The organism is Pantoea sp. MBD-2R (assembly GCF_039134845.1).
GTDB lineage: Bacteria > Pseudomonadota > Gammaproteobacteria > Enterobacterales > Enterobacteriaceae > Erwinia.
In genome coordinates this window covers 794,796-818,181 of record NZ_CP152417.1, presented here as the reverse complement: position 1 = coordinate 818,181, position 23,386 = coordinate 794,796, and the positions used below count along the sequence as shown (strand labels likewise).

Annotated in this window: 16 protein-coding genes, 1 pseudogene and 1 riboswitch; of the genes and pseudogenes, 11 read left to right on the top strand and 6 right to left on the bottom strand. The window is 55.1% G+C overall.

Annotated elements, in window-relative coordinates; all coding sequences use genetic code 11:
- The first annotated feature begins 62 nt into the window (after positions 1 to 62).
- From sgrR to thiQ, 4 genes are all read left to right on the top strand, one after another.
- Entirely contained in the window at positions 63 to 1,724 is a 1,662-nt protein-coding gene (gene sgrR / locus AAGQ96_RS03695) for an HTH-type transcriptional regulator SgrR (RefSeq protein WP_342754879.1), read from the top strand.
- A gap of 36 nt (positions 1,725 to 1,760) precedes the next feature.
- A riboswitch (TPP riboswitch) is annotated at positions 1,761 to 1,868 on the top strand.
- 39 nt (positions 1,869 to 1,907) lie between these two features.
- Positions 1,908 to 2,894: a thiamine ABC transporter substrate binding subunit gene (thiB, locus tag AAGQ96_RS03690; RefSeq protein ID WP_147195167.1), complete on the top strand. Its 987-nt coding sequence runs from the start codon at positions 1,908 to 1,910 to the stop codon at positions 2,892 to 2,894.
- The gene (gene thiP / locus AAGQ96_RS03685; RefSeq protein WP_342754878.1) at positions 2,870 to 4,480 is read left to right on the top strand and encodes a thiamine/thiamine pyrophosphate ABC transporter permease ThiP; all 1,611 of its coding nucleotides are present in this window, start codon (positions 2,870 to 2,872) and stop codon (positions 4,478 to 4,480) included. The genes thiB and thiP overlap by 25 nt, the downstream gene beginning before the upstream one ends.
- Entirely contained in the window at positions 4,464 to 5,165 is a 702-nt protein-coding gene (thiQ, locus tag AAGQ96_RS03680) for a thiamine ABC transporter ATP-binding protein ThiQ (protein ID WP_342754877.1), read from the top strand. Before thiP ends, thiQ begins: the two co-directional genes overlap by 17 nt.
- Before the next feature lie 18 nt (positions 5,166 to 5,183).
- On the opposite strand, the gene AAGQ96_RS03675 is transcribed toward thiQ, so the two are convergent.
- Positions 5,184 to 5,951 (bottom strand): DedA family protein, encoded by a 768-nt coding sequence (locus AAGQ96_RS03675; RefSeq protein ID WP_342754876.1) that lies wholly within the window; start codon positions 5,949 to 5,951, stop codon positions 5,184 to 5,186.
- A 174-nt stretch (positions 5,952 to 6,125) separates the two neighbouring features.
- Between AAGQ96_RS03675 and polB the strand changes: the two genes are divergently transcribed.
- The 3 genes from polB (at position 6,126) to rluA (ending at position 12,397) form a co-directional block, all read left to right on the top strand.
- On the top strand, positions 6,126 to 8,486 hold the full coding sequence (gene polB, locus AAGQ96_RS03670; RefSeq protein ID WP_342754875.1) for a DNA polymerase II: 2,361 nt from the start codon (positions 6,126 to 6,128) through the stop codon (positions 8,484 to 8,486).
- A 135-nt stretch (positions 8,487 to 8,621) separates the two neighbouring features.
- Positions 8,622 to 11,528: an RNA polymerase-associated protein RapA gene (rapA, locus tag AAGQ96_RS03665; protein ID WP_147195157.1), complete on the top strand. Its 2,907-nt coding sequence runs from the start codon at positions 8,622 to 8,624 to the stop codon at positions 11,526 to 11,528.
- A 209-nt stretch (positions 11,529 to 11,737) separates the two neighbouring features.
- Positions 11,738 to 12,397 (top strand): bifunctional tRNA pseudouridine(32) synthase/23S rRNA pseudouridine(746) synthase RluA, encoded by a 660-nt coding sequence (gene rluA, locus AAGQ96_RS03660; RefSeq protein WP_147200515.1) that lies wholly within the window; start codon positions 11,738 to 11,740, stop codon positions 12,395 to 12,397.
- 85 nt (positions 12,398 to 12,482) lie between these two features.
- On the opposite strand, the gene AAGQ96_RS03655 is transcribed toward rluA, so the two are convergent.
- From AAGQ96_RS03655 to djlA, 5 genes and pseudogenes are all read right to left on the bottom strand, one after another.
- Positions 12,483 to 13,397: a glycyl-radical enzyme activating protein gene (locus AAGQ96_RS03655; RefSeq protein WP_168199588.1), complete on the bottom strand. Its 915-nt coding sequence runs from the start codon at positions 13,395 to 13,397 to the stop codon at positions 12,483 to 12,485.
- 1 nt (position 13,398) lies between these two features.
- A pseudogene (gene cutC / locus AAGQ96_RS03650) lies at positions 13,399 to 15,774 on the bottom strand (choline trimethylamine-lyase); the annotation flags it as partial.
- An 8-nt stretch (positions 15,775 to 15,782) separates the two neighbouring features.
- Positions 15,783 to 16,112 carry an SMR family transporter gene (locus AAGQ96_RS03645; protein WP_147195151.1) on the bottom strand — a complete coding sequence of 110 codons (330 nt, stop codon included), beginning with the start codon at positions 16,110 to 16,112 and terminating at the stop codon, positions 15,783 to 15,785.
- Between the two features lie 2 nt (positions 16,113 to 16,114).
- Positions 16,115 to 16,480 (bottom strand): multidrug efflux SMR transporter, encoded by a 366-nt coding sequence (locus AAGQ96_RS03640; protein WP_342754874.1) that lies wholly within the window; start codon positions 16,478 to 16,480, stop codon positions 16,115 to 16,117.
- A gap of 331 nt (positions 16,481 to 16,811) precedes the next feature.
- A complete protein-coding gene (djlA, locus tag AAGQ96_RS03635) occupies positions 16,812 to 17,636 on the bottom strand; it encodes a co-chaperone DjlA (protein WP_147195147.1) in 825 nt (274 codons plus the stop codon).
- A gap of 202 nt (positions 17,637 to 17,838) precedes the next feature.
- On the opposite strand from djlA, the gene lptD reads away from it, so the two are divergent.
- Genes lptD through rsmA form a run of 4 tightly spaced genes read left to right on the top strand, consistent with a single transcriptional unit; the run spans position 17,839 to position 23,385 of the window.
- The gene (lptD, locus tag AAGQ96_RS03630; protein WP_147195145.1) at positions 17,839 to 20,235 is read left to right on the top strand and encodes an LPS assembly protein LptD; all 2,397 of its coding nucleotides are present in this window, start codon (positions 17,839 to 17,841) and stop codon (positions 20,233 to 20,235) included.
- 52 nt (positions 20,236 to 20,287) lie between these two features.
- Entirely contained in the window at positions 20,288 to 21,583 is a 1,296-nt protein-coding gene (surA, locus tag AAGQ96_RS03625) for a peptidylprolyl isomerase SurA (RefSeq protein WP_147195142.1), read from the top strand.
- Entirely contained in the window at positions 21,573 to 22,565 is a 993-nt protein-coding gene (gene pdxA, locus AAGQ96_RS03620) for a 4-hydroxythreonine-4-phosphate dehydrogenase PdxA (RefSeq protein WP_342754873.1), read from the top strand. The genes surA and pdxA overlap by 11 nt, the downstream gene beginning before the upstream one ends.
- On the top strand, positions 22,558 to 23,385 hold the full coding sequence (gene rsmA / locus AAGQ96_RS03615) for a 16S rRNA (adenine(1518)-N(6)/adenine(1519)-N(6))-dimethyltransferase RsmA (RefSeq protein WP_342754872.1): 828 nt from the start codon (positions 22,558 to 22,560) through the stop codon (positions 23,383 to 23,385). The genes pdxA and rsmA overlap by 8 nt, the downstream gene beginning before the upstream one ends.
- Position 23,386: the final 1 nt, after the last annotated feature.

The window sequence follows — 23,386 nt, the reverse complement described above, 5'->3', positions numbered from 1 at the left end:
TCATTATTGCCTTAATATAAGGCAAGAAAAACTGACAGCTTTTGGCCAAGAGTTCCTCTTTTATGACATCGAAGCGTTTACATCAGCAGTTTATCCGGCTGTGGCAATGCTGTGAGGGCAAGACACAGGAAACCACGCTCAACGATTTAGCCGTGCAGCTTAGCTGTTCACGCCGCCATATGCGTAATCTGCTGAATGCGATGCAGCAGGAAGGCTGGCTGGCGTGGCAGGCAGAAGCGGGACGCGGTAAGCGCTCAACGCTGAGTTTTCTTTATACCGGACTCGCGTTACAGCAGCAGCGGGCGGAGGACCTGCTGGAACAGGATCGCATCGATCAGCTGGTGCAGCTGGTTGGCGATAAAAATGCCGTCCGCCAGATGCTTATCTCGCATCTGGGCCGCAGTTTCCGCCAGGGACGGCATATCCTTCGCGTTCTTTACTACCGTTCACTGCTCAACCTGCATCCGGCTACGCCGTTGCGCCGCTCAGAAACGCACCTTGCCCGCCAAATCTTCAGCAGCCTGACGCGGATAAATGAGGAAAACGGGGAAATCGAAGCGGATATCGCCCATCACTGGCAGCAGGTTTCGCCCTGCCACTGGCGTTTTTTCTTACGTCCGGCGATCCATTTTCATCACGGTCGTGAGATGGAGATGGTGGACGTTATCGCCTCGCTGGAAAGGCTCAAAGCCCAGCCGCTGTATGCCAATTTCCAGCATATTTCGTCGTCTACCCCATGGACGCTGGATATCCATCTGCATCAACCTGACAGCTGGCTTCCCTGGCTACTGGGCAGCGTCAGCACCGTGATCCTGCCGAAAGAGTGGCCTTCCCTGCCCGACTTCGCTCGCCAGCCAATTGGTACCGGGCCTTATGCGGTGGTGCATAATCAGCAAAGCCAGCTGCGTATTCAGGCCTTTGATGATTACTTTGGCTTCAGAGCGCTCATTGATGAGGTCAATATCTGGGTATTGCCAGAAATCAGTGAGGAGCTGGTCTACTCAGGCGTGAAGCTGGAAGGCCGCAGCGAGGCCGAAAAGTCGGAAGAGAGCCGCCTGGAGGAAGGCTGCTATTTTTTGCTGTTCGATCAGCGTTCAGAGGCAGGACGCAATGAGCATATCAGACGCTGGGTCAGCGCCATTGCTAATCCCATTGCCTTGCTGAACCAGTCCGGCGTTGGCTATCAGCGCTACTGGTTTCCCGCGTGGGGCCTGCTGCCGCGTTGGCATCATCGCAATGACATCACGCCTGTAGAAAAACCGGAAGGCCTGACTTCGCTAACGCTGACTTTCTATAGCGATCATATTGAACATCAGGGCATCGCCAATGCCTTACGGCCGCTGCTGGCTGAGAAAGGCGTTGAACTGATCGCCAGACAGGTCGATTACGAAACCTGGTATCGTGGCGAGGCAGAAAGCGATATCTGGCTGGGCAGCGCCAACTTTACGCTGCCGCTGGAATTTTCGCTGTTTGCCCTGCTGTATGAAATGCCGCTGATGCGCCACTGTCTGACCGTAGACTGGGAAAGCGACGCCCAGCGCTGGCGTGAACAGCAGCTACCGCTGGCCGACTGGAGCAGGAAGCTGATTACCAGCGGCAGCCTCCATCCTCTGTTTCACCACTGGCTGTTGCTGAAAGGCGAACGCAGCATGCGCAATGTGCGGATGAACACGCTCGGCTGGTTCGACTTCAAATCCGCCTGGTTCGCGCCGCCGGAATCGTGATGCTTTCGCAAGCCGCCGGAAATCATTATGATTATGCCGACCTCAACGGGGTGCATAACGGGTTGTTAGTCCGTTTACGCTGAGAAAAACCCATCGAACCTGACCCGGCTAATACCGGCCCAGGGATTTGAGATGACTCGCCTGCTCAGATCATGCGTCACTTCCCTCTACAAGGAACGCAAAGTGTTAAAAAAAGTTCTTCCTCTGATGGTTCTCTGTTCGCTCCCGGCCTTTGCCGCCAAACCCACGCTGACGGTTTATACCTACGACTCTTTCTCTGCCGACTGGGGCCCCGGCCCGGCAATTAAAAAAGCTTTTGAAGCCAGCTGCGGCTGCGAGCTGAAGTATGTTGCGCTGGAAGATGGCGTCTCGCTGCTTAATCGTCTGCGGATGGAAGGCAAAAACAGTAAGGCTGACGTGGTGCTGGGGCTGGATAATAACTTGCTGGATGCGGCCGAAAAAACCGGGCTGTTTGCCGCGAGTCATGTCGATACTCACAAAATCACCGTGCCGGGTGGCTGGAGCAACAGCACCTTTGTGCCTTACGACTATGGCTGGTTCGCCTTTGTCTATGACAAAACCCGGCTGCAAAATCCGCCCAAAAGCCTGAAGGAACTGGTGGAAAGCGATCGCCCACTGAAGGTGATTTATGAGGATCCACGCACCAGCACGCCGGGGCTTGGCCTGCTGCTGTGGATGCAAAAAGTCTTTGGCGATAATGCGCCGGACGCGTGGCAAAAACTGGCGAAGAAAACCGTCACCGTGACCAAAGGCTGGAGCGAGGCTTACGGCCTGTTCCTGAAAGGGGAAGGCGATATGGTGCTGAGCTACACCACCTCTCCGGCTTACCATCTGATTGAAGAGAAGAAAACCCAGTACGCTGCGGCAAACTTCAGCGAAGGTCATTATTTGCAGGTGGAAGTCGCCGGGCAGCTGAAAGGCAGCAAGCAGCCGCAGCTGGCACAGAAATTTATGCAATTTATGCTGGATAAGCCTTTCCAGAGCGCGATACCGCAAGGGAACTGGATGTACCCCGTCGTGCAGAGCAAGCTGCCCGCAGGCTTTGAGACGCTGACCATCCCGACCGTGTCGCTTCAGTATTCGCCACAGGAAGTCGCCAGCCAACGTAGCCAGTGGATCAATGCATGGCAACGCGCCGTCAGCCGCTAACCGCCGGTCCGCTGGTGCCGGGTGCACTGGCGGCCACGCTGCTGGTGGCTGTTGCACTGCTGGCAATAACGGCCCTGTGGCGCAGCGCGCCTGCCGTCGACTGGCACAGCATCTGGCAGGATGACTATCTCTGGCACGTGCTGCGCTTCTCTTTTTGGCAGGCTTTTCTCTCTGCCTCGCTTTCAGTCCTGCCCGCTATTCCTCTGGCGCGGGCTTTATATCGCCGCCGCTTTCCGGGGCGAAAAATGCTGCTACGCCTTTGCGCGATGACGCTGGTGCTGCCAGTGCTGGTAGCGGTGTTCGGCATCCTCAGCGTATATGGCCGCACCGGCTGGCTGGCGCAGCTTTGTTCGCTGCTTGGGCTGAACTACAGCTTCACGCCTTACGGCCTGCAAGGTATTTTACTGGCGCACGTATTTTTTAATCTGCCGCTGGCCGCACGACTGCTGCTTCAGGCCCTTGAGCAAATTCCTGGCGAACAGCGCCAGCTGGCTGCCCAGCTGGGGATGGCTGGCTGGAACCATTTTCGGATTGTGGAATGGCCGTGGCTGCGCCGCCAGATCCTGCCCGCGGGCGCGCTGATCTTTATGCTGTGCTTTGCCAGTTTCGCAACCGTGCTGTCGTTGGGCGGTGGGCCAAAAGCGACCACCATTGAACTGGCTATTTTTCAGGCGTTAAATTTTGATTACGATCCCGGCCGGGCAGCGCTGCTGGCGCTGATCCAGATGGTTTGTTGTCTGGCGCTGGTGATGGTTAGCCAGCGACTCAGTAAGGCGCTGCCTGCCGGAACGGCCAATATCAGTGGCTGGCGCAACCCGGAGGAGAGTCTGACCGCAAAACTCACTGACGGCCTGCTGCTAACGCTGGCGCTGCTGTTACTACTGCCTCCCCTGGTGGCCGTTATCGCCGAGGGCCTGAACGGCGGAATGGCCAGGGTGCTGCAACAGCCTGCACTCTGGCAGGCAACGTTTACCTCGCTGCGGATTGCACTGGGTGCGGGCATGCTGTGCGTGATCCTGACCTTTATGCTGCTGTGGAGCAGTCGCGAGCTGCGTCTGCGGCAGCGGCCTTTTTCCGGCCAGATGCTGGAGCTGAGCGGTATGCTGATCCTGGCGATGCCGGGCATTGTATTAGCTACCGGTTTTTTCCTGCTGCTTAATGAAACCACCGGGCTACCGCAGTCGGCGGACGGCATCGTCATTTTTACTAATGCGCTGATGGCCATCCCTTACGCAATGAAAGTGCTGGAAAATCCGCTGCGCGACATTGCAGAACGCTACGATCGCCTGTGTACAGCACTGGATATTCGCGGCTGGAACCGGGTGCGTCTGATTGAAATTCGCGCGCTGAAACGACCGCTGGCACAGGCGTTGGCCTTTGCCTGCGTGCTGTCGATTGGCGATTTTGGCGTCGTAGCGCTGTTTGGCAATGATGATTTCCGCACGCTGCCTTATTATCTTTATCAGCAAATTGGCGCCTATCGCAGCGCGGACGGTGCGGTTAGCGCGCTGCTGTTGCTGCTACTCTGTTTTTTGCTGTTTACCCTGATTGAAAAACTGCCGGGACGCCATGCTAACGCTGACTAATCTGACCTATCTTTATCATCATCTGCCAATGCGTTTTGCCTTACAAATGCAGCCTGGCGAGCGGGTCGCGGTGCTTGGGCCAAGCGGCGCAGGGAAAAGTACGCTACTCTCACTGATCGCTGGTTTTCTTCACGCCGACAGCGGTGGCCTGCTGCTGGCAGGTCAAGATCACGTCAAAAGTGCTCCGGCAAAGCGCCCGGTTTCGATGCTGTTTCAGGAAAACAATCTTTTTACCCACCTCACCGTGGCGCAAAATATCGCGCTGGGGCTGCACCCGGGCATGAAGCTTGATGCCAGCCAAAAGCAACAGTTGCAGTCTATTGCCGGGCGCGTGGGGCTGAGTGAATATTTGCAGCGGCTGCCTGCGGAACTCTCTGGCGGCCAGCGCCAGCGTGCCGCCCTCGCCCGCTGTCTGGTGCGTCAGCAGCCGCTTTTGCTGCTGGACGAGCCTTTCTCGGCATTAGATCCCGCCCTGCGCAAAGAAATGCTACAGCTGGTCGATGAAGTCTGCCGGGAGCGTAATCTTACCTTGCTGATGGTCTCGCACAGTCTGGAAGATGCGGCACGCATCGCGGATCGCAGCGTGCTGATTGTCGATGGTCGCATTTACTGGGATGGCAGCACACAGGCACTGCTGAACGGTGAGGTCAGTGAGGCGGCGGTGTTAGGGATCGGCCTGCGATAAACGGCCGACCCCGACACATCACTGTCCAATAAATACTTGCCACAGCAGATGGCGGAAAATTGGCATCATAGGATGGAACTGAATAGCAATAAAACTGGCGATGGCCGCCAGCATCATTAACGGTGCCAGCCAGCGCAAACGGGACACGGGCAGATAAGGCGTGGCCCAGTCGTTCTGTTTTTTCGCCCGCAGCCAGCGCCAGCCGAGCCAGACACCCAGCCAGACCAGCAGCGCAACCGCTAACAGCAACCATTTAAACAGGCCGCTGTTGGCCTCTTTTGGCACGTCGATAGCCACGCCAGCCAGAATACCCGGCAGCAGATAAAGCGGCGGCCAAAAGATGCAGCCAATAATATTCGGCGGAATAAACTTCTTCACTGGCAGTTCGAGCATGCCCGCGACCAGCGGGATCAGCGGACGCGTCGGGCCAACAAAGCGACCGACAATAATGGTAAACATGCTGTGCTGATGCAGCGCATGTTCTGTTTTATCCATCAGCGCCTGATGTTTTTTGATAAACGACCAGCGGTGAAGCGGTCCTTTAAACTGCCAGCCGATAGCGTAGGAGATCCAGTCGCCAAGCAGGCAGCCGACCGTTCCCACGGCCCAGGCCGGGTACAGCCCAATCTGGCCGCTGCCGATCAGCGCGCCAAACGACGCCATTAGCACCGTGCCGGGCAGCAGCAGCCCTACCAGCGCCAGCGATTCGAAAAAGGTAATCAGCCCAACAGCCAGCAGCGACCAGGCAAGTGATTGCGTAATAAGATGTTGTAGCCAGGCTTCCATACTTTTCACATTTTCTGTAACAGGATCCCGGATTGTCCTGAGCTGGCTGAATGGCGTCAAGCGCTGATTTGTATGCGAATACTGACGCAAGCGATAACGACATGGATAAGGCGGGAGACACTGTATAAATGAACATGTTATCCTTGTTCATTGTGACAGCAATAAGGGCATCTGGTGAACGACGCACGCGCAGGCTTTCTGCTTACCCGCCACTGGCGGGACACGCCGTCCGGGACGGAGATTGTTCTGTGGCTGGCGACCGATGCCGGCCCGCAGCGGGTGGTATTGCCCGTGCAGGAGTCGGTGGCTTTTCTTCCTCAGCAGCAGCTTGCTCAGGCCGAAGCGCTCCTTACGCATGAGCGCGACTATCGGCTGGTGCCGCTTAATCTGAAAGACTTCCGGCAGCGTCCGGTCACCGCTATTTACTGTAAACAGTATCGCCAGCTGCAAAAACTGGAAAAGCTGCTGCGGGAAAATGGCGTGATGGTGTATGAAGCGGATATCCGCCCGCCGGAACGTTTCCTGATGGAACGGTTTATTACCGCTCCCGTGTGGTTCAGCGGCCAGCCTCGCGGTAACAGCCTGGTCGACGCCCGCCTCAAACCTAATCCGACTTACCGTCCGCCGCTGAAATGGGTCTCGCTGGATATTGAAACCACCCGCCACGGCGAACTCTACTGCATTGGTCTGGAAGGCTGCGGCCAGCGTGACGTGTATATGCTGGGGCCGGAGAATGGCGATGCCAGCAAGCTGGATTTCAATCTGGAATACGTCGCCAGCCGCCCGCAGCTGCTGGAAAAACTCAATGCATGGTTTTTGAAACATGACCCTGACGTGCTGATTGGCTGGAACGTGGTGCAGTTTGACCTGCGCATGTTGCAAAAGCATGCCGATCGCTACGGTATTCCGCTGCGGCTGGGGCGTATTAATGAGACGCTGGAGTGGCGCGAGCACGGCTTCAAGCCGGGGATCTTTTTTGCTCAGGCGACCGGACGGTTAATTATTGACGGTATTGACGCCCTCAAATCCGCTTTCTGGAATTTTGCCTCATTCAGTCTCGAATCCGTCTCGCGCGAGCTGTTAGGCGAAGGCAAAGCCATTAACAATCCCTGGGACCGAATGCAGGAGATTGACCAGCGCTTTGCCGAAAACAAACCCGCGCTCGCCCATTACAATTTAAAAGACTGCGAGCTGGTAACACGCATTTTTCAGCACACCGATCTGATGCCGTTTCTGCTTGAGCGCGCAACCGTCAACGGTTTACCTGTCGATCGTCACGGCGGCTCGGTGGCCTCTTTCAGCCATCTTTATTTGCCTCGCATGCACCGCGCCGGATTTGTGGCGCCGGGTATTGGCGAAGTGGCGCCGGAAGCCAGCCCCGGCGGCTACGTGATGGATTCCCGGCCCGGACTGTACGATTCGGTGCTGGTGCTGGATTACAAAAGCCTTTATCCCTCGATTATTCGCACCTTTCTGATCGACCCTGTCGGGCTGGTCGAAGGCCTGGCCCACCCTGACGAGGCGGACTCGGTCAACGGCTTTCGCGGCGCGCGTTTTTCCCGGACTACGCATTGCCTGCCGGAAATTGTCAGTCAGATTTCGCAGGGCCGTGAAGCGGCGAAAAAACAGGGCAACAAGCCGCTTTCTCAGGCGCTGAAAATCATTATGAATGCGCTGTACGGCGTGCTGGGCACCAGCGCCTGTCGCTTTTTCGATCCGCGCCTGGCTTCCTCCATTACGATGCGAGGCCATGAGATCATGCGCCAGACCAAAGAACTGGTAGAGGCCGAAGGCTATGACGTGATTTACGGCGACACGGACTCCACCTTTGTCTGGTTGAAAACGCCACATGATGAGGCTTCAGCGGCAGCCATTGGCCAGCAGCTGGTGGAAAAAGTGAATGCCTGGTGGCAAACGCATCTGCGGGAAACGCTAAACCTGACCAGCGCGCTGGAACTGGAGTATGAAACCCATTTCTGCCGCTTTTTAATGCCCACCATTCGCGGCGCGGAACAGGGCAGCAAAAAACGCTATGCCGGACTGATCCGCGAAGGCCAGCAGGAACGCATGGTGTTTAAAGGGCTGGAAACGGTACGAACCGACTGGACGCCGCTGGCCAAAAAATTTCAGCAGGAACTCTACCTCAGAATTTTTAAACAGCAGCCTTATCAGGATTATATTCGCGAAACCGTTCGTCAGCTGCTGGATGGCGAGCTGGACGAACAGCTAACCTACAGTAAAAGGCTGCGACGTCCGCTGGATGAATATCAGCGCAACGTACCGCCTCACGTGCGGGCTGCGCGGATTGCCGATGAGCAAAATCAGAAGCTGGGACGGCCTCTGCAATATCAGAAAGGCGGGAAAATTCGCTATGTGATGGCAACGTCCGGCCCGGAACCGCTGGAGGTTCGCATCACGCCACTGGACTACGAACATTACCTCTCACGCCAGCTACAGCCAGTCGCTGAGGGGATTCTTCCTTTTGTGCAGGATGACTTTGCTACACTGGTAACTGGTCAGTTGGGGCTTTTTTGACAGGTGACGAACGCGCCACCTTCCAGTACCATAGCGCCCTTCCTGACTATCTGAATTGTATTTTGCCGGGCACAGAGTGCCGGGCGGTAGTGCTATTGCCTGAAACAACCTCTACGAGAATCGAGCCGAATATCTATGCCTTTTACACTTGGTCAACGCTGGATCAGCGATACGGAAAGCGAATTGGGATTGGGAACCATCGTCGCGGTAGACACGCGCATGGTGACGCTGCTTTTCCCCGCCACCGGTGAAAACCGTCTTTACGCCAGAAATGATTCTCCTATTACTCGTGTGATCTTCAACCCGGGCGACACCATCACCAGTCACGAAGGCTGGCAGCTGGAAGTTGTTGAAGTGATTACTGAAAATGGTCTGGTCGCCTATCTTGGTACGCGTCTGGATACGGGCGAGTCTGGCGTGCTGATGCGCGAGGTGATGCTTGACAGTAAGCTGGTGTTCAGCAAACCGCAGGATCGCCTGTTTGCCGGCCAGCTCGATCGTATGGATCGCTTTGCCCTGCGTTTTCGTGCCCGTAAATATCAGAGCGAACAGTACCGCCTGGCGGTCAGCGGCCTGCGCGGCATGCGTACCAGTCTGATCCCTCATCAACTGCACATTGCTCATGATGTGGGCCGTCGTCATGCACCACGCGTGCTGCTGGCGGATGAAGTCGGTCTGGGTAAAACCATCGAAGCCGGGATGATTATCCACCAGCAGCTGCTGGCAGGCCGCGCCGAACGCGTGCTGATCGTGGTGCCAGAAACCCTTCAGCACCAGTGGCTGGTTGAAATGCTGCGCCGCTTTAACCTGCGTTTCGCCCTGTTCGATGACGATCGCTACGCGCAGGCGCGCCTGGACAGCGACAATGCTTTCGATACCGAACAGCTGGTTATCTGCTCGCTCGATTTTGTCCGCCGTAACAAGCAGCGTCTGGAAATGCTGGCGGAAGCCGAATGGGATTTGCTGATCGTCGACGAAGCGCACCACCTGGCGTGGGAAGAAGGTCAGCCAAGCCGTGAATATCAGGTGATTGAACAGCTGGCCGAGCAGATCCCGGGCGTACTGCTGTTGACCGCAACGCCGGAACAGCTGGGTCTTGAGAGCCACTTTGCCCGTCTGCGCCTGCTCGATCCGGATCGCTTCCACGACTTTGACGCCTTTGTTGAAGAGCAGCAGCACTTCCGTCCCATTGCGGACGCCGTTTCCGGCCTGCTGGCCGACAAGGCTATCGATCAGCAGCAGATGAATATGCTGAACGATCTGATGGGCGAGCAGGATATCGAGCCGCTGTTGCAGGTTGCTAACAGCGATCGTGAAGGCAAGCTGGAAGCACGTCAGGAGCTGATCAGCATGCTGATGGATCGCCACGGCACCAGCCGCGTGCTGTTCCGTAACACCCGTAACGGCGTGAAGGGCTTCCCAAAACGCGAGCTGCATCAGATTCGCCTGCCGCTGCCAACGCAGTATCAGACCGCCATTAAAGTTTCCGGCATTATGGGCGCGCGTAAAGCGGCCGATGAGCGCGCGCGCGACATGCTTTACCCTGAGCAAATCTATCAGGAATTTGAAGGCGATAGCGGCACCTGGTGGAACTTCGATCCGCGCGTCGAATGGCTGATGGGCTTTTTGACCAGCAACCGCGATCATAAAGTGCTGGTAATTTGCGCCAAAGCGACCACTGCGCTGCAATTGGAACAAGTTCTGCGCGAGCGCGAAGGCATTCGTGCCGCCGTATTCCACGAAGGACTGTCGATTATCGAGCGTGACCGCGCTTCGGCCTGGTTTGCTTCTGAAGAAGATGGCGCTCAGGTGCTGCTCTGCTCGGAGATCGGTTCCGAAGGCCGTAACTTCCAGTTCGCCAGCCAGATGGTGATGTTCGATCTGCCGTCTAACCCCGATTTGCTGGAACAGCGTATTGGTCGTCTCGACCGTATCGGCCAGGCACATGATATTAAGATCCACGTGCCTTATCTGGAAAAAACCGCGCAGTCCGTGCTGGTACGCTGGTATCACGAAGGGCTGGACGCTTTCGAACACACCTGCCCGACCGGCCGCGCTGTTTACGATAAAGTCAGCGCTCGACTGGTCGATTATCTGGCCTCGCCCGAAAATACCGAAGGGCTGGACGAGTTTATCCACGAATGCCGTAAGCAGCACGACGAGCTGAAAAGCCAGCTGGAACAGGGACGCGACCGCCTGCTGGAACTGAACTCCAACGGCGGCGAAAAAGCCCAGGCGCTGGCAGAGAAAATCGGCGAACAGGATAACGATATAGAACTGGTTAATTTTGCGCTGAACCTGTTCGATATCGTGGGTATCAATCAGGAAGATCGCAGCGATAACCTGATTGTCCTGACGCCTGGCGACCATATGCTGGTGCCGGATTTCCCTGGCCTGCCGGAAGATGGCTGCACCATCACCTTCGATCGTGGTCAGGCGCTGTCGCGTGAAGACGCACAGTACGTTACCTGGGAACACCCGATTATCCGCAACGGCCTGGATCTGATCCTGTCGGGCGATACCGGAAGCTGTGCGCTCTCTCTGCTGAAGAACAAAGCGCTGCCGGTCGGCACGCTGCTGGTTGAGCTGATCTACGTGGTGGAAGCGCAGGCGCCGAAGCACTTACAGCTGACCCGCTTCCTGCCGCCAACGCCGGTGCGCATGCTGGTTGACCGTAAAGGCACCAACCTGGCGGGCAAAGTGGAGTTCGAAAGCTTTAACCGTCAGCTGAATGCCGTAAACCGCCATACCGGCAGCAAGCTGGTGAACGCCGTGCAGCAGGATGTCCATGAAATCCTGAAGCTGGCGGAAGATCAGGCGGCGGAAGAAGCCCGTAAGCTGATTGACGTTGCCCGTCAGGAAGCGAACGAAAAACTCAGCGCTGAGCTGTCGCGTCTGGAAGCCTTAAGCGCGGTCAATCCTAACATTCGTCAGGATGAAATTGACGCGCTGGAAAGCAATCGTGAGCAGGTGCTGGAAGCGCTGAATGACGCGGGCTGGCGCCTTGACGCGCTGCGCCTGATTGTTGTGACGCATCAGTAACACCTAAAGGGCGGCGCAGGCCGCCCTCAGACAGCTGACAAACTTAAAGTGAGAGGAACACGGACCTGGAACAAAGCGTCCTGGGCCATGGAAGGCCCAGGTCGAGCTGGCATGGACGCCGCTTTTTGCGCCTTTGTGGAAGGCCCGTGTTCCTCGCACCGGCACTGTGTCAATAACCTCAGGGCGGCGCAGGCCGCCCTGATACAGGCATGAAGATGGAACCCTACAATCCTCCGCAAGAGCCCTGGCTACATATTCTGTATCAGGATGAATATATTATGGTGGTCAACAAGCCCAGCGGACTGCTGTCCGTACCCGGCCGCCTGCCTGAACATAAAGACAGCGTGATGACCCGCATCCAGCGTGACTTCCCCGACGCCGAATCGGTGCACCGGCTGGATATGGCCACCAGCGGCGTGATTATCGTTGCGCTGACCAAAGCCGCCGAGCGCGAACTGAAACGCCAGTTCCGTGAACGCGAGCCGAAAAAAACCTATGTGGCGCGCGTCTGGGGGCATCCTGAGAAAGATAAAGGCCTGATCGACCTGCCTCTGATTTGCGACTGGCCGCAGCGACCAAAACAGAAAGTCTGTTTTGAAACCGGCAAAGCGGCACAAACGGAATATGAAGTGTTGGACTATGCCGCTGATAACAGCGCACGGGTTCTGCTCAAGCCGATTACTGGCCGTTCGCATCAGTTAAGAGTGCATATGCTGGCGCTGGGCCATCCTATTCTGGGTGACAATTTTTACGCGCACGACGAAGCCAGAGCGATGGCACCCCGTCTTCAGCTGCATGCAGAGATGCTCACCATCACCCATCCGCAATACCAAACGCCCATGACTTTCCGTCAGCCTGCGGACTTTTAATGCTGCTGCCGTCGCGTTTTAGCCCCCATAAATAAAAAAGTCCGGCGCCAGGCCGGACTCGCGTCCATGTGGTTTTGTTGCCTTTTCAGCCAATGCAGTGCGACAAAGTCACGGTGGATAAACCGTACTTATTCGCCGCGTTGACCAGACGCTCTACCTGCGGCTTGCCGTGGTCGGGATGCATCTCTTCATAAGCACAGGTTTTGCCAGAGAGAGTATATTTCCGCAGGCCAAAGTTGTGATAGGGCAGCAGATCGATACCGCGAAAAGCAGACTTTCCGCGGGTTATGCTGGCGATCAGCGCCATCATATTCTCCGCTTCTTCCAGACTGTCATTCACTTCCGGGATCACCGGGATGCGAATGCGCAGCGGGATTGCTTCATCAAGCATCTTTTGCAAATTGCTTAAAATGCTGCGATTACTGACGCCGGTATACCGCTGATGCCGTTTCTCGTCGGCCAGCTTCAGGTCGAACAATACCAGCTGGCTGGCCTCACAGGCCTGCCATAACAGCGGCCATGAGGCAAAACCGGACGTCTCCACCGCGGTATGGATCCCTTCCTGCCTGGCCGTTTGTAATAGCAAGCGTGAAAAGACGGGCTGAAGGGCGATTTCACCGCCGCTGAGCGTCATACCGCCGCCAGACGTTCGGTAATAGAGTTCATCGGCAATGACCGTTTGCATGACCTGCTCCACGCTTAGCCGGTTGCCAATATTACGGATCGCCGCCGCCGGGCAATCCTCATCATCCGGCCAGTCAGCATAGCCCGCCTTCACAAATTTTCCCTGCGCCGCTTTGCCCGGACAACGCTGCCAGCATTGCGAGTGGCGACATCGCTGGCCGTCAAATAAGACTTCCGGCTGGCCCGACAGGCTTTCCGGGTTAGCACACCATGCACACGCCATCTGGCAACCTTTCAGAAACACCACCGTGCGTACGCCCGGTCCGTCATGCAGTGAAAAGCGCTGGATATTAAAGACGATGCCTGAGCTGTTCACCTCAGAACTGCTGCAACTGGGTGCGGCTGATAATTTCATCCTGGACCTCACGACTGAGTTCAACGAAGAATGCGCTGTAACCCGCAACTCTGATCATCAGATTGCGGTAAGCCTCCGGGTTTTCCTGTGCTTTACGCAGCGTCTCGTCATCCACGTAGCTAAACTGCATCTGCGCATTGCCCAGCATACTGGCGCTGCGCAGCAGGGTAATTAACCCCTGTTCGCCCTCATCAGTGTCCAGAATGCCATGCAGCAGCTTAAAGTTATGCACCATCCCAATTTCCATCTCTTCGACGTTAATACGCCCAACGGAATTCACGATGGCAGTAGGTCCGGCATAATCGGTCTGCTGGGAAGGACTGATCCCGTCAGCCAGCGGCATGCCCGCCAGACGTCCGCTGGGCAGCGCGCCGGTCGCCAGACCAAATGGCGTGTTGTTAGAGATCGACAGCGTACCGTGAGTGAACGGGCCATACAGCATCCGGTACTGCCGGTGCTGCTGCTCGATAAAGCGGATCAGATCCCGGGCGATGTAATCAACTTCGGCAATATCGTTGCCAAATTTCGCTACGTTCAGGCATGCGGAGCGGAGCGATTCATGACCGTCAAAATTATCGTGAAGCGCCTCCACCATTTGCTCAGGCGTAACCTTGTGCTGGGTGTAAACCAGCTCGCGCATCGCCATCATGGCGTTGGCATAGTCCGCCATGCCGGTCCAGATCAGGCCCGGGCCATTATTGACCATCGCCCCGCCGTGCATCACATCTTTACCCTGCTCAACACAGCCTTCTACCAGACAGGAAATCAGTGGTTTAGGTGCCAGATCCCGGTGCAGTTTCTGCATCATCAGCGTGGCTCTGGCGGCCTGCCGGACGATATGGCTTAACTGCTGTTTTACCGCCGCTTCAAAAGCAGCATAGGTGGTGAGTTCGCCCGGCTCGCCGGTCAGTGGCCCAACCTGAGAACCGCTGGCCGTTTTGCCATTGTTCAGCGCCAGCTCAATTGCGCAGGTAAAGGTGGTATACCCCACCGATGTCCACTGATAAATACGGCCCGATCGCTGTGGCTCAACGCAGCCCATCAGACAGTAATCGCGCGCATCTTCATAATCGAAGCCTTTACGCAGCATCATTTTGATGTGGGCGTCGTCAAAATGGCAGGCCGGGAAACCGATGCCTGCCCGAATAACCTCGACGATTTTGCGCATAAACGGCTGCGGTGACTGATTGTGAATACGCACCGCCAGGCTCGGCTGATAAATTTTCAGCTTGCGGGAACAGTCCATAATCAGCAGGGTCAGAGGATTGGTCGCATCGCCGCCCTCGCGTTTTTGCCCGCCGACCACAAGGTTGACGAAAGGCTGATAACCCGCAAAGTACATGGCGGAACTGGCGCTGCAAATCCACATGCATTCGGACATTTTAATCATCCAGCAGCACAGCAACTCTTCCGCTTTTGCTTCGGTTAACTCGCCAGACGCCAGATCCGCCGCAAGAAGCGGCCACAGATATTGATCGACACGACCCAGCGAAATCCCCGTCTGGTTCTCTTCCAGAATGAACAGCGACTGAGCGAACCAAATCGCCTGTAATGCTTCATAGAAATTTTCTGGCGGATGTTCCGGCACGCGGCGGCAAATGTGCGCCAGTTTTATCAGCTCCGCTCTGCGCTGGCCATCCACTGCCTGTTCTGCCAGCTGCTGGGCATAATCGGCATAGCGGTTGGCATAATCTTTCACGCCTTCACAGGTTTCAATCACCGCTTCGTAAAAAACCTGTTTATCCTGATCGTCAGGACAGGTTGGCGATAAGCCACCTAATGCTGCGCGAGCCTCGTCCGCCACGCCGCCCAGCCCTTTTTTCAGCAAAATAATATCGTAGCCGGGACAGGTATCACCGCCGCCGTTCTGGGTTTTGATGCTGAGGTCGCAGATGCCGTCATCGGTACTCCACTCCCACAGCCCGGCATGACGCAGCTGCGTTTCCGCCACCTCATCCAGTGAGCGCCCCTGCCAGAAAGGGAAAATGTCTTCACGCAGTTCGCGCTTAACCTCATCGCTGATTTCGTACGGATCCTGAGCGCGAGTGGACATGGTATCGAGCTCATCCGCCACCCAACGCCAGGCGATTTCCGGCGACACTTCGCCTCCCCGGGCTGCACCGGCCGGATGACTGATAATCAATTCATCGTCCTGAATCACCAGCGGCGCAAGCTGACAGGCACGGCGAAATGCCATTGCGCGGAGCAATAGCGTTGGCATGCCTGGATAGCGGCGATAAATTTCGGTAACGGCTCTGGCTCGGGTTGCGGAGATAAAAGGTTTCGCCTGTAAATAACGCGTTCGCAGACGATGAATGCGGGGATAAAGCTGATCCATAACATTATTCATTGAAACATTCCCATTATCACACAGCCAGCTACAATTAATGAAATACCGATAAAAGCGGGCCGATCTATTTTATTACGATAAATAACCACGCCGACCAAATTGATGATAACAATGCCCAAACCGCACCAAAGGGCATAGGCAAGGCCGACCGATAAAACCAGAATCGCTTTTGATAAAGCATAAAAACAGCAGGCGTAAATTGTCATTACCCCAAGGGTAATGCCCCAACGGCGAAAACTGTCGGTTTTAGGCAGCAGGCTGGTGGCTACAACCTCCAGCACAATGGCAATAAATAGCCACAGCAACCCGGTTAATGTACTGAGCATGATTACCTGCCTCCTGAAACAGAATTAGCGGGCTTGTCTTTTCCAGAGAACAGATTAATCACCACTACTCCCGCAAGAATTAATAACATGCCAATTATGCTGCCATGGCTGATCAACTTGTCGAACACTACGCGGTTGGTGATTGAGGTGGCGACAATGCCGACACCGGCCCACAGTGCGTAGGCAAGGCCAATAGGGATTTTCTTCAGTGAAAGCGTCAGGAAAAAGTAGGAAACGGCATACGCCGCCAGTGCAAGCCCTGCTGGCAAAATTATCGACATTCCCTTCGATAAAGCTAACAGCGTGGTTGCCACTATTTCAACGGTAATGGCAATGCAGAGATATAAAGAATACCTGTCTTTTTTCATAATTTAATAAACCAGTGTGATACAGATAATTAACATTCAGAATTTAAAAATAAAAACGTTCTGTTCTGTATCAGTGTATCTGGATCTCTGTCAATCCAGCATAAACAATGAGGCCTCTAAAGCCTCATTATTATCAACCGGAGTAAAAATTATTGATAATTTATCATGATGACAGTAGTTTGATTTATCTCAGCCTTTAGGTTAATCATGCGATAATTTTAAATATTCAATAAACCCGTTGCAGGTTAGCACTTGACTATAAATAAAATAACTCTGTTGATTACGCTAAGCTATCCAGCCGGTGAGCAACGCACCACCGGCCGGATAATGCTTATTTAAAGCCTTTTTCCCGCTTAATCAGATCGTAAGCAGCCTGGATTTCCTGCGCTTTCTGCTTCGCCATTTCCATCATCTGTGGCGGTAAGCCTTTCGCCACCAGCTTATCAGGATGATGCTCGCTCATTAGCTTACGGTAGGCCCGTTTTATAACCGCTGGCTCATCGCTGCTTTTTACGCCCAGTACGCTACAGGCATCTTCCAGCGTCGGCCCACGCTGAGCGGATTGAAAACCACCCTGCGAACCCGCGCCCTGATAGTGACCGCCGCCGCCAAACTGCTGACCGCCTTCCATCATGCGCAGAAACTGATCGAACTGGTTATGCGAAATACCCAGCTCCTCTGCGATCACATACAGCACCTGACGCTCATTAGGATGAAGCGATCCATCAGCAAAGGCCGCCTGGATTTGAATTTCCAGAAACATCCTAATCAGGTCAAAACGGCCAAAGCAGGCGCTACGCAATTCACGCAGTTTAGTACGCAGCGGGTAGTCTCCCTCTTTTCCTTCGCGAAAGGCACGCTGCGCCGACGTTCTGGCTTCACCATGCAGCTGCATGCGATCCATCAGCAGGGAAGCCATCTGAATATCCGCATCCGTAACGCGCCCTTTCGATTTGGTCAGATGCCCCATAACCTGAAAGGTGGTGCGGAAAAACAGCGTCTGTCGGGTCTGCTGGTTGGCGAAATAGCCCTGTCCTCTGACCGCCTGCGCCTTATCAACCAGATGACCAATCAGCAGGCCAAATGCTATTCCCCAAAAGCCGATGCCGCTTAACAAACCCAGCACAAGCCCGATTACTTTTCCCCAATAGCGCATATACTCCTCAATTCGCCATGCTGAAGCCCAGAAATTGCATTATCATACCCGTCATTTATCTCAGAGCCTAACGGCAACGCGGTCAAACAACCAGAGCAAGCCCTACCGCTTTCACCTTACAGCACCGCTGTAATTTGTAAGATGCAGGGTATAACACTAGCGCAACGCAGTTGAGTACGTTAGTCTCTGACCGTTTGTCGGCATGATGCCTGCTATCACGGAATTTTCGATACCGCGTATGAAAAAACGACTACCTACTTTGCTGGCCACGCTTATCGGTTCAGCGCTTTACAGCCAGCAAGGTCTGGCCGACGACCTCGCATCGCAATGTATGCTGGGCGTACCAAGCTATAACCGTCCTCTGGTTCAGGGCAAAGACACCAATAACCTGCCGGTAACGATTAATGCGGATCAGGCTAAAGGCAACTACCCGGATGATGCGGTGTTTAGCGGCAACGTCGATATTCAGCAGGGCAACAGCCGCATGCTGTCTGACGAAGTGCAGCTGCACCAGAAGCCGCAGCAGGGCCAGCCGACGCCGGTACGCACCGTCGACGCGTTAGGTAATGTGCACTATGACGACAATCAGGTCATCCTGAAAGGTCCGAAAGCCTGGTCCAATCTGAACACCAAAGACACCAACGTCTGGAATGGCACCTACCAAATGGTTGGCCGTCAGGGACGCGGTAGCGGCGATCAGATGAAGCTGCGCGGGCAAAATCGCTATACCATTTTGGAAAATGGTACCTTCACTTCCTGTCTGCCTGGCGACAATAGCTGGAGCGTGGCGGGTACAGAAGTGATTCAGGATCGCGAAGAACAGGTTGCTGAAATCTGGAATGCCCGCTTTAAAATTGGCGCGGTTCCGGTACTTTACAGCCCCTATTTGCAGTTGCCTATCGGCGACAAACGCCGTTCCGGTTTCCTGATCCCTAACGCTAAATATGGCAGTTCCAACGGCTTTGAATTTATTCTGCCCTACTACTGGAACATCGCGCCGCAGGCCGACGCCACCATTACGCCGCACTATATGAGCAAGCGTGGCATGCAGTGGCAGAATGAATTCCGCTACCTGACCAAAGCCGGTGTGGGCCTGATGGAATTCGACTACCTGCCAACCGACGATCAGTACAACAAAGATGCGGCGGCTCGTAATCTTTCCGACGACAAAGATTCCAATCGCTGGTTGTTCTTCTGGCGGCATTCGGGCGTCTACGATCAGAACTGGCGCTTTAACGCCGACTACACCAAAGTCAGTGATGTTTACTACTTCACTGACCTGGATTCGCCGTACGCTAACTCAACCGACGGTTATGTGACGCAGAAATTTAGCGTGGGCTACGCTGAGAAAAACTGGGATGCTACGCTGTCGACTAAGCAGTTCCAGATTTTCTCCACCCAAACCAATAACGACGTTTATCGCGCCGAACCGCAGTTTGACTTTAACTATTATCAGAACGACGTGGGTCCATTCGACACCCATCTGTATGCACAGGCGGTGAAGTTTACCAACGTTAATGAAGAATACCCGGATGCGACGCGTCTGCACCTGGAGCCCACGATCAACCTGCCGCTTTCTAACGGTTGGGGCAGCCTGAATACCGAAGCGAAACTGCTGGCGACGCATTACCAGCAGGATGACATCGAATACTGGAACGAAAACGTTGATACCACCAAGGTCAACCAGCTGAAAAGCAGCGTGAACCGCGTAATGCCGCAGTTCAAAGTTGACGGCAAGATGGTCTTCGATCGCGACATGAATTGGGCAGAGGGCTACACGCAAACGCTGGAACCGCGTATGCAGTACCTCTACATTCCTTATCGTGACCAGAGCACTATCCGGGCTTATGACTCCACGCTGCTGCAAAGTGATTACACCGGCCTGTTCCGTGACCGCACTTATAGCGGCCTGGATCGCATTGCTTCTGCCAATCAGGTGACCACCGGCGTTACTACCCGAATATTTGATAACGATCTGGTTGAACGTTTTAACGCTTCCATTGGTCAAATCTACTCGTTTACCCCGTCTCGTACCGGACTGGAGAACGCAGACAGTGACGATCGTGGCAGTCTGGTATGGGCAGGTGATACCTACTGGAAGATTAGCGACCGTTGGGGAGCGCGTGGCGGTGTGCAGTATGACACCAGCCTCAATGACGTTTCACAAGGTAATGCCATACTGGAATACCGTCGTGATGCAGACCGGATGGTGCAGTTGAACTACCGCTATACCAGCCCGGAATATATTCAGCAGACGCTAAGCCAGATCACTAACCCTGGCTATCAGCAGGGGATCTCACAGGTGGGTACAACGGCAAGCTGGCCGATTGCTGATGCCTGGTCAGTTGTGGGTGCCTGGTATTACGATACGAAAGCGAAGCAGCCGGCCGATCAGTTACTCGGCGTGCAGTACAGCTCCTGCTGTTATGCCATTCGCCTGGGGTACGAGCGTAAAATATCCAGCTGGGAAAACGACAGCAGTAAGTACGATAACAAAATCTCGTTCAACATTGAGCTACGCGGCCTGAGCCCAACTTACAACCTGGGCACCGGCCAGATGCTGCGTCAGGGCATTCTGCCTTATCAGCGCTCTTTCTGATGTTGTGATTTAGTATGCAAACCCGCAGTGCGGATAGAAGAATGGAAAAAGTATGAAGAACTGGAGAATGCTGATCCTCGGTGCAGCGCTGACAGCCAGCACCGCGTTTGCAGCACCGCAAGTTGTTGATAAAGTCGCCGCCGTCGTGAATAACGGCGTGGTGTTAGAAAGTGACGTCGACGGCATGATGCAGTCGGTAAAAGGTCAGGCTCATCAGGCTGGTCAGCAGCTGCCGGATGACAGAACGTTACGTCATCAGATCATTGAACGTCTGGTGATGGATAACATTCTGCTGCAAATGGCAAAACAGGCGGGCATCCAGATTTCAGATGCACAGCTGGATCAGGCGATTGCCAACATTGCTGCGCAAAACAAAATGAGCGTGGATCAGCTGCGTAGCCGCCTGGCTTACGACGGCATGAACTACGCAACTTATCGCGAGCAGATCCGCAAAGAGATGACCATTGCCGAAGTGCGCAATAACGAAGTCCGTCGTCGTGTGACCATTCTTCCGCAGGAAGTGGATTCGCTGGCGAAACAGGTTTCTTCTCAAAACACCGCTTCGACTGAGCTGAACCTCAGCCACATCCTGCTCCCGCTGCCGGAAAATCCAACCCAGCAGCAGGTTGACGATCAGGAAACCCTGGCGAAACAGCTGGCAGGCGAGGCCAAAGGCGGTGCCGATTTCGGTAAGCTGGCAATCACCTACTCCGCCGATCCTCAGGCGCTGAAAGGCGGCAACATGGGCTGGGGCCGGATTCAGGAACTGCCTTCACTGTTCGCACAGTCGCTGGTGACGGCGAAAAAAGGCGATATCATTGGCCCAATCCGTTCCGGCGTCGGCTTCCACATCCTGAAAGTGAATGATGTTCGTGGCGATAACCAGAGCATTTCGGTGACTGAAGTGCATGCCCGCCATATTCTGCTGAAGCCTTCACCAGTGATGACTGACGCCCAGGCGCGCCAGAAGCTGGAACAGGTTGCGGCGGATATCAACAGCGGTAAAACCAGCTTTGCTCAGGCAGCTAAACAGCTTTCACAGGATCCTGGTTCAGCCAATCAGGGCGGCGATCTGGGCTGGAGCTCTCCGGAAGTCTTCGATCCCGCTTTCCGCGACGCGCTGTTGAAATTGAAGAAGGGGCAATTGAGCACGCCGGTTCACTCTTCTTTCGGCTGGCATTTGATTCAGCTGATGGATACCCGTCAGGTTGATAAAACGGATGCCGCGCAGAAAGAACGCGCTTACCGTCTGCTGTTCAACCGTAAATTTGCTGAAGAAGCACAGACCTGGATGCAGGAACAACGTGCTTCAGCCTACGTGAAAATTCTGGATGCCAATGCTCAGTAACCTGCGCGTGGCGATCACTCCCGGCGAACCCGCCGGGATTGGTCCTGATGTCACCCTGCAACTGGCCCAGCGCGACTGGCCAGTTGAACTGGTCGTCTGTGCCGATCCAGCTTTGCTGCGCCGGCGTGCGGCAAAGCTGGGTTTACCCTTGACGCTACGAGAATACCAGCCGGGCGTAGCCGCACAGCCACAGGCTGCGGGAACGCTGACGGTATTGCCGGTGATTACGCCACAGCCGGTTAAGGCTGGCGAACTCTGCGTGGCCAACAGTCATTACGTGCTGGAAACGCTGGCGCGTGCCTGTGACGGTTGCCTTAACGGTGAATTTGCCGCGCTGATTACCGGTCCGGTGCATAAAGGCGTAATTAATGATGCGGGCATCTTTTTCAGCGGGCATACTGAGTTCTTCGCGGAGCGGGCAATGTGCTCACGCGTGGTGATGATGCTGGCAACGGAAGAGCTGAGAGTCGCGCTGGCGACCACGCATCTGCCGCTTAAAGATGTCTCTGCCGCCATCACTCGCGACAGCCTGCACGAAGTGATCAATATTCTTCATGCCGATCTGCAAAGCAAATTTGGTCTGGCCCAGCCGCATATTTTTGTCTGTGGCCTGAATCCGCATGCAGGTGAAGGTGGACACATGGGACGTGAAGAGATCGATGTCATTATCCCTGCGCTGGATGAACTCCGACGCCAGGGGATGCAGCTGACCGGCCCGCTGCCGGCAGATACGCTGTTTCAGCCCAAATATTTACAGCATGCCGATGCAGTCCTGGCGATGTATCACGACCAGGGCCTGCCGGTGCTAAAATATCAGGGATTTGGTCGTGCGGTGAATATCACCCTTGGCCTGCCCTTTATCCGTACCTCCGTCGATCATGGCACAGCCTTAGAGCTGGCAGGCCAGGGTGACGCGGATGCGGGCAGCTTTATTACGGCGCTTAACCTCGCCATTACCATGATTAAGAGCAGTAATGAATAATCGCGTCCATCAGGGCCATTTCGCCCGCAAACGTTTCGGACAGAACTTCCTGAACGACCAGTACATTATCGACAGCATCGTCTCCGCTATCCATCCACAGGCAGGCGAGGCGGTTGTCGAGATCGGCCCAGGCCTCGGCGCGTTAACCGAACCGGTTGGCGAACGTCTGGATGCTATGACGGTCATCGAACTTGACCGCGACCTGGCGGCTCGTCTGCAGACCCATCCTTTCCTTGGGCCTAAGCTGACGATCTTCCAGCAGGATGCCATGACCTTTAATTTCGCCGAGTACGCCCGTGAAAAAGGCCAGTCTCTGCGCGTCTTCGGCAACCTGCCCTACAACATCTCTACCCCGTTGATGTTCCACCTTTTCAGCTATACTGATGCGATTCGCGATATGCACTTTATGTTGCAAAAAGAGGTGGTCAATCGTCTGGTTGCCGGGCCTGGCAGCAAGGCGTATGGTCGGCTGACGGTGATGGCACAGTATTACTGCCAGGTGATCCCGGTGCTGGAAGTCCCGCCGGAATCCTTCACCCCGGCACCAAAAGTGGATTCCGCCGTGGTGCGTTTGATCCCTCACTCGACGATCCCGCATCCGGTTAACGATATTCGCTTACTCAGCCGAATCACCACCGAAGCTTTCGGTAAGCGCCGTAAAACGCTACGTAACAGCCTTGGTCATCTCTTCACGCTTGAAGTTTTACAGCAGATGAATATCGATCCAACGCTGCGTGCGGAAAATATCTCAGTGGCGCAGTACTGCCAGCTGGCTAACTGGCTGAGCGAGCATCCTCAGGTTCAGCAGCAGGAGAACTAAG

Excerpts from the sequence above, each read along its gene's own strand:
- thiP (WP_342754878.1), top strand. The coding sequence starts at position 2,870 with ATGGCAACGCGCCGTCAGCCGCTAACCGCCGGTCCGCTGGTGCCGGGT.
- AAGQ96_RS03675 (WP_342754876.1), bottom strand. The coding sequence starts at position 5,951 with ATGGAAGCCTGGCTACAACATCTTATTACGCAATCACTTGCCTGGTCG.
- rsmA (WP_342754872.1), top strand. The coding sequence starts at position 22,558 with ATGAATAATCGCGTCCATCAGGGCCATTTCGCCCGCAAACGTTTCGGA.
- rluA (WP_147200515.1), top strand. The coding sequence starts at position 11,738 with ATGAAGATGGAACCCTACAATCCTCCGCAAGAGCCCTGGCTACATATT.
- surA (WP_147195142.1), top strand. The coding sequence starts at position 20,288 with ATGAAGAACTGGAGAATGCTGATCCTCGGTGCAGCGCTGACAGCCAGC.
- lptD (WP_147195145.1), top strand. The coding sequence starts at position 17,839 with ATGATGCCTGCTATCACGGAATTTTCGATACCGCGTATGAAAAAACGA.
- sgrR (WP_342754879.1), top strand. The coding sequence starts at position 63 with ATGACATCGAAGCGTTTACATCAGCAGTTTATCCGGCTGTGGCAATGC.
- AAGQ96_RS03645 (WP_147195151.1), bottom strand. The coding sequence starts at position 16,112 with ATGCTCAGTACATTAACCGGGTTGCTGTGGCTATTTATTGCCATTGTG.
- djlA (WP_147195147.1), bottom strand. The coding sequence starts at position 17,636 with ATGCGCTATTGGGGAAAAGTAATCGGGCTTGTGCTGGGTTTGTTAAGC.
- rapA (WP_147195157.1), top strand. The coding sequence starts at position 8,622 with ATGCCTTTTACACTTGGTCAACGCTGGATCAGCGATACGGAAAGCGAA.
- thiQ (WP_342754877.1), top strand. The coding sequence starts at position 4,464 with ATGCTAACGCTGACTAATCTGACCTATCTTTATCATCATCTGCCAATG.
- AAGQ96_RS03640 (WP_342754874.1), bottom strand. The coding sequence starts at position 16,480 with ATGAAAAAAGACAGGTATTCTTTATATCTCTGCATTGCCATTACCGTT.
- pdxA (WP_342754873.1), top strand. The coding sequence starts at position 21,573 with ATGCTCAGTAACCTGCGCGTGGCGATCACTCCCGGCGAACCCGCCGGG.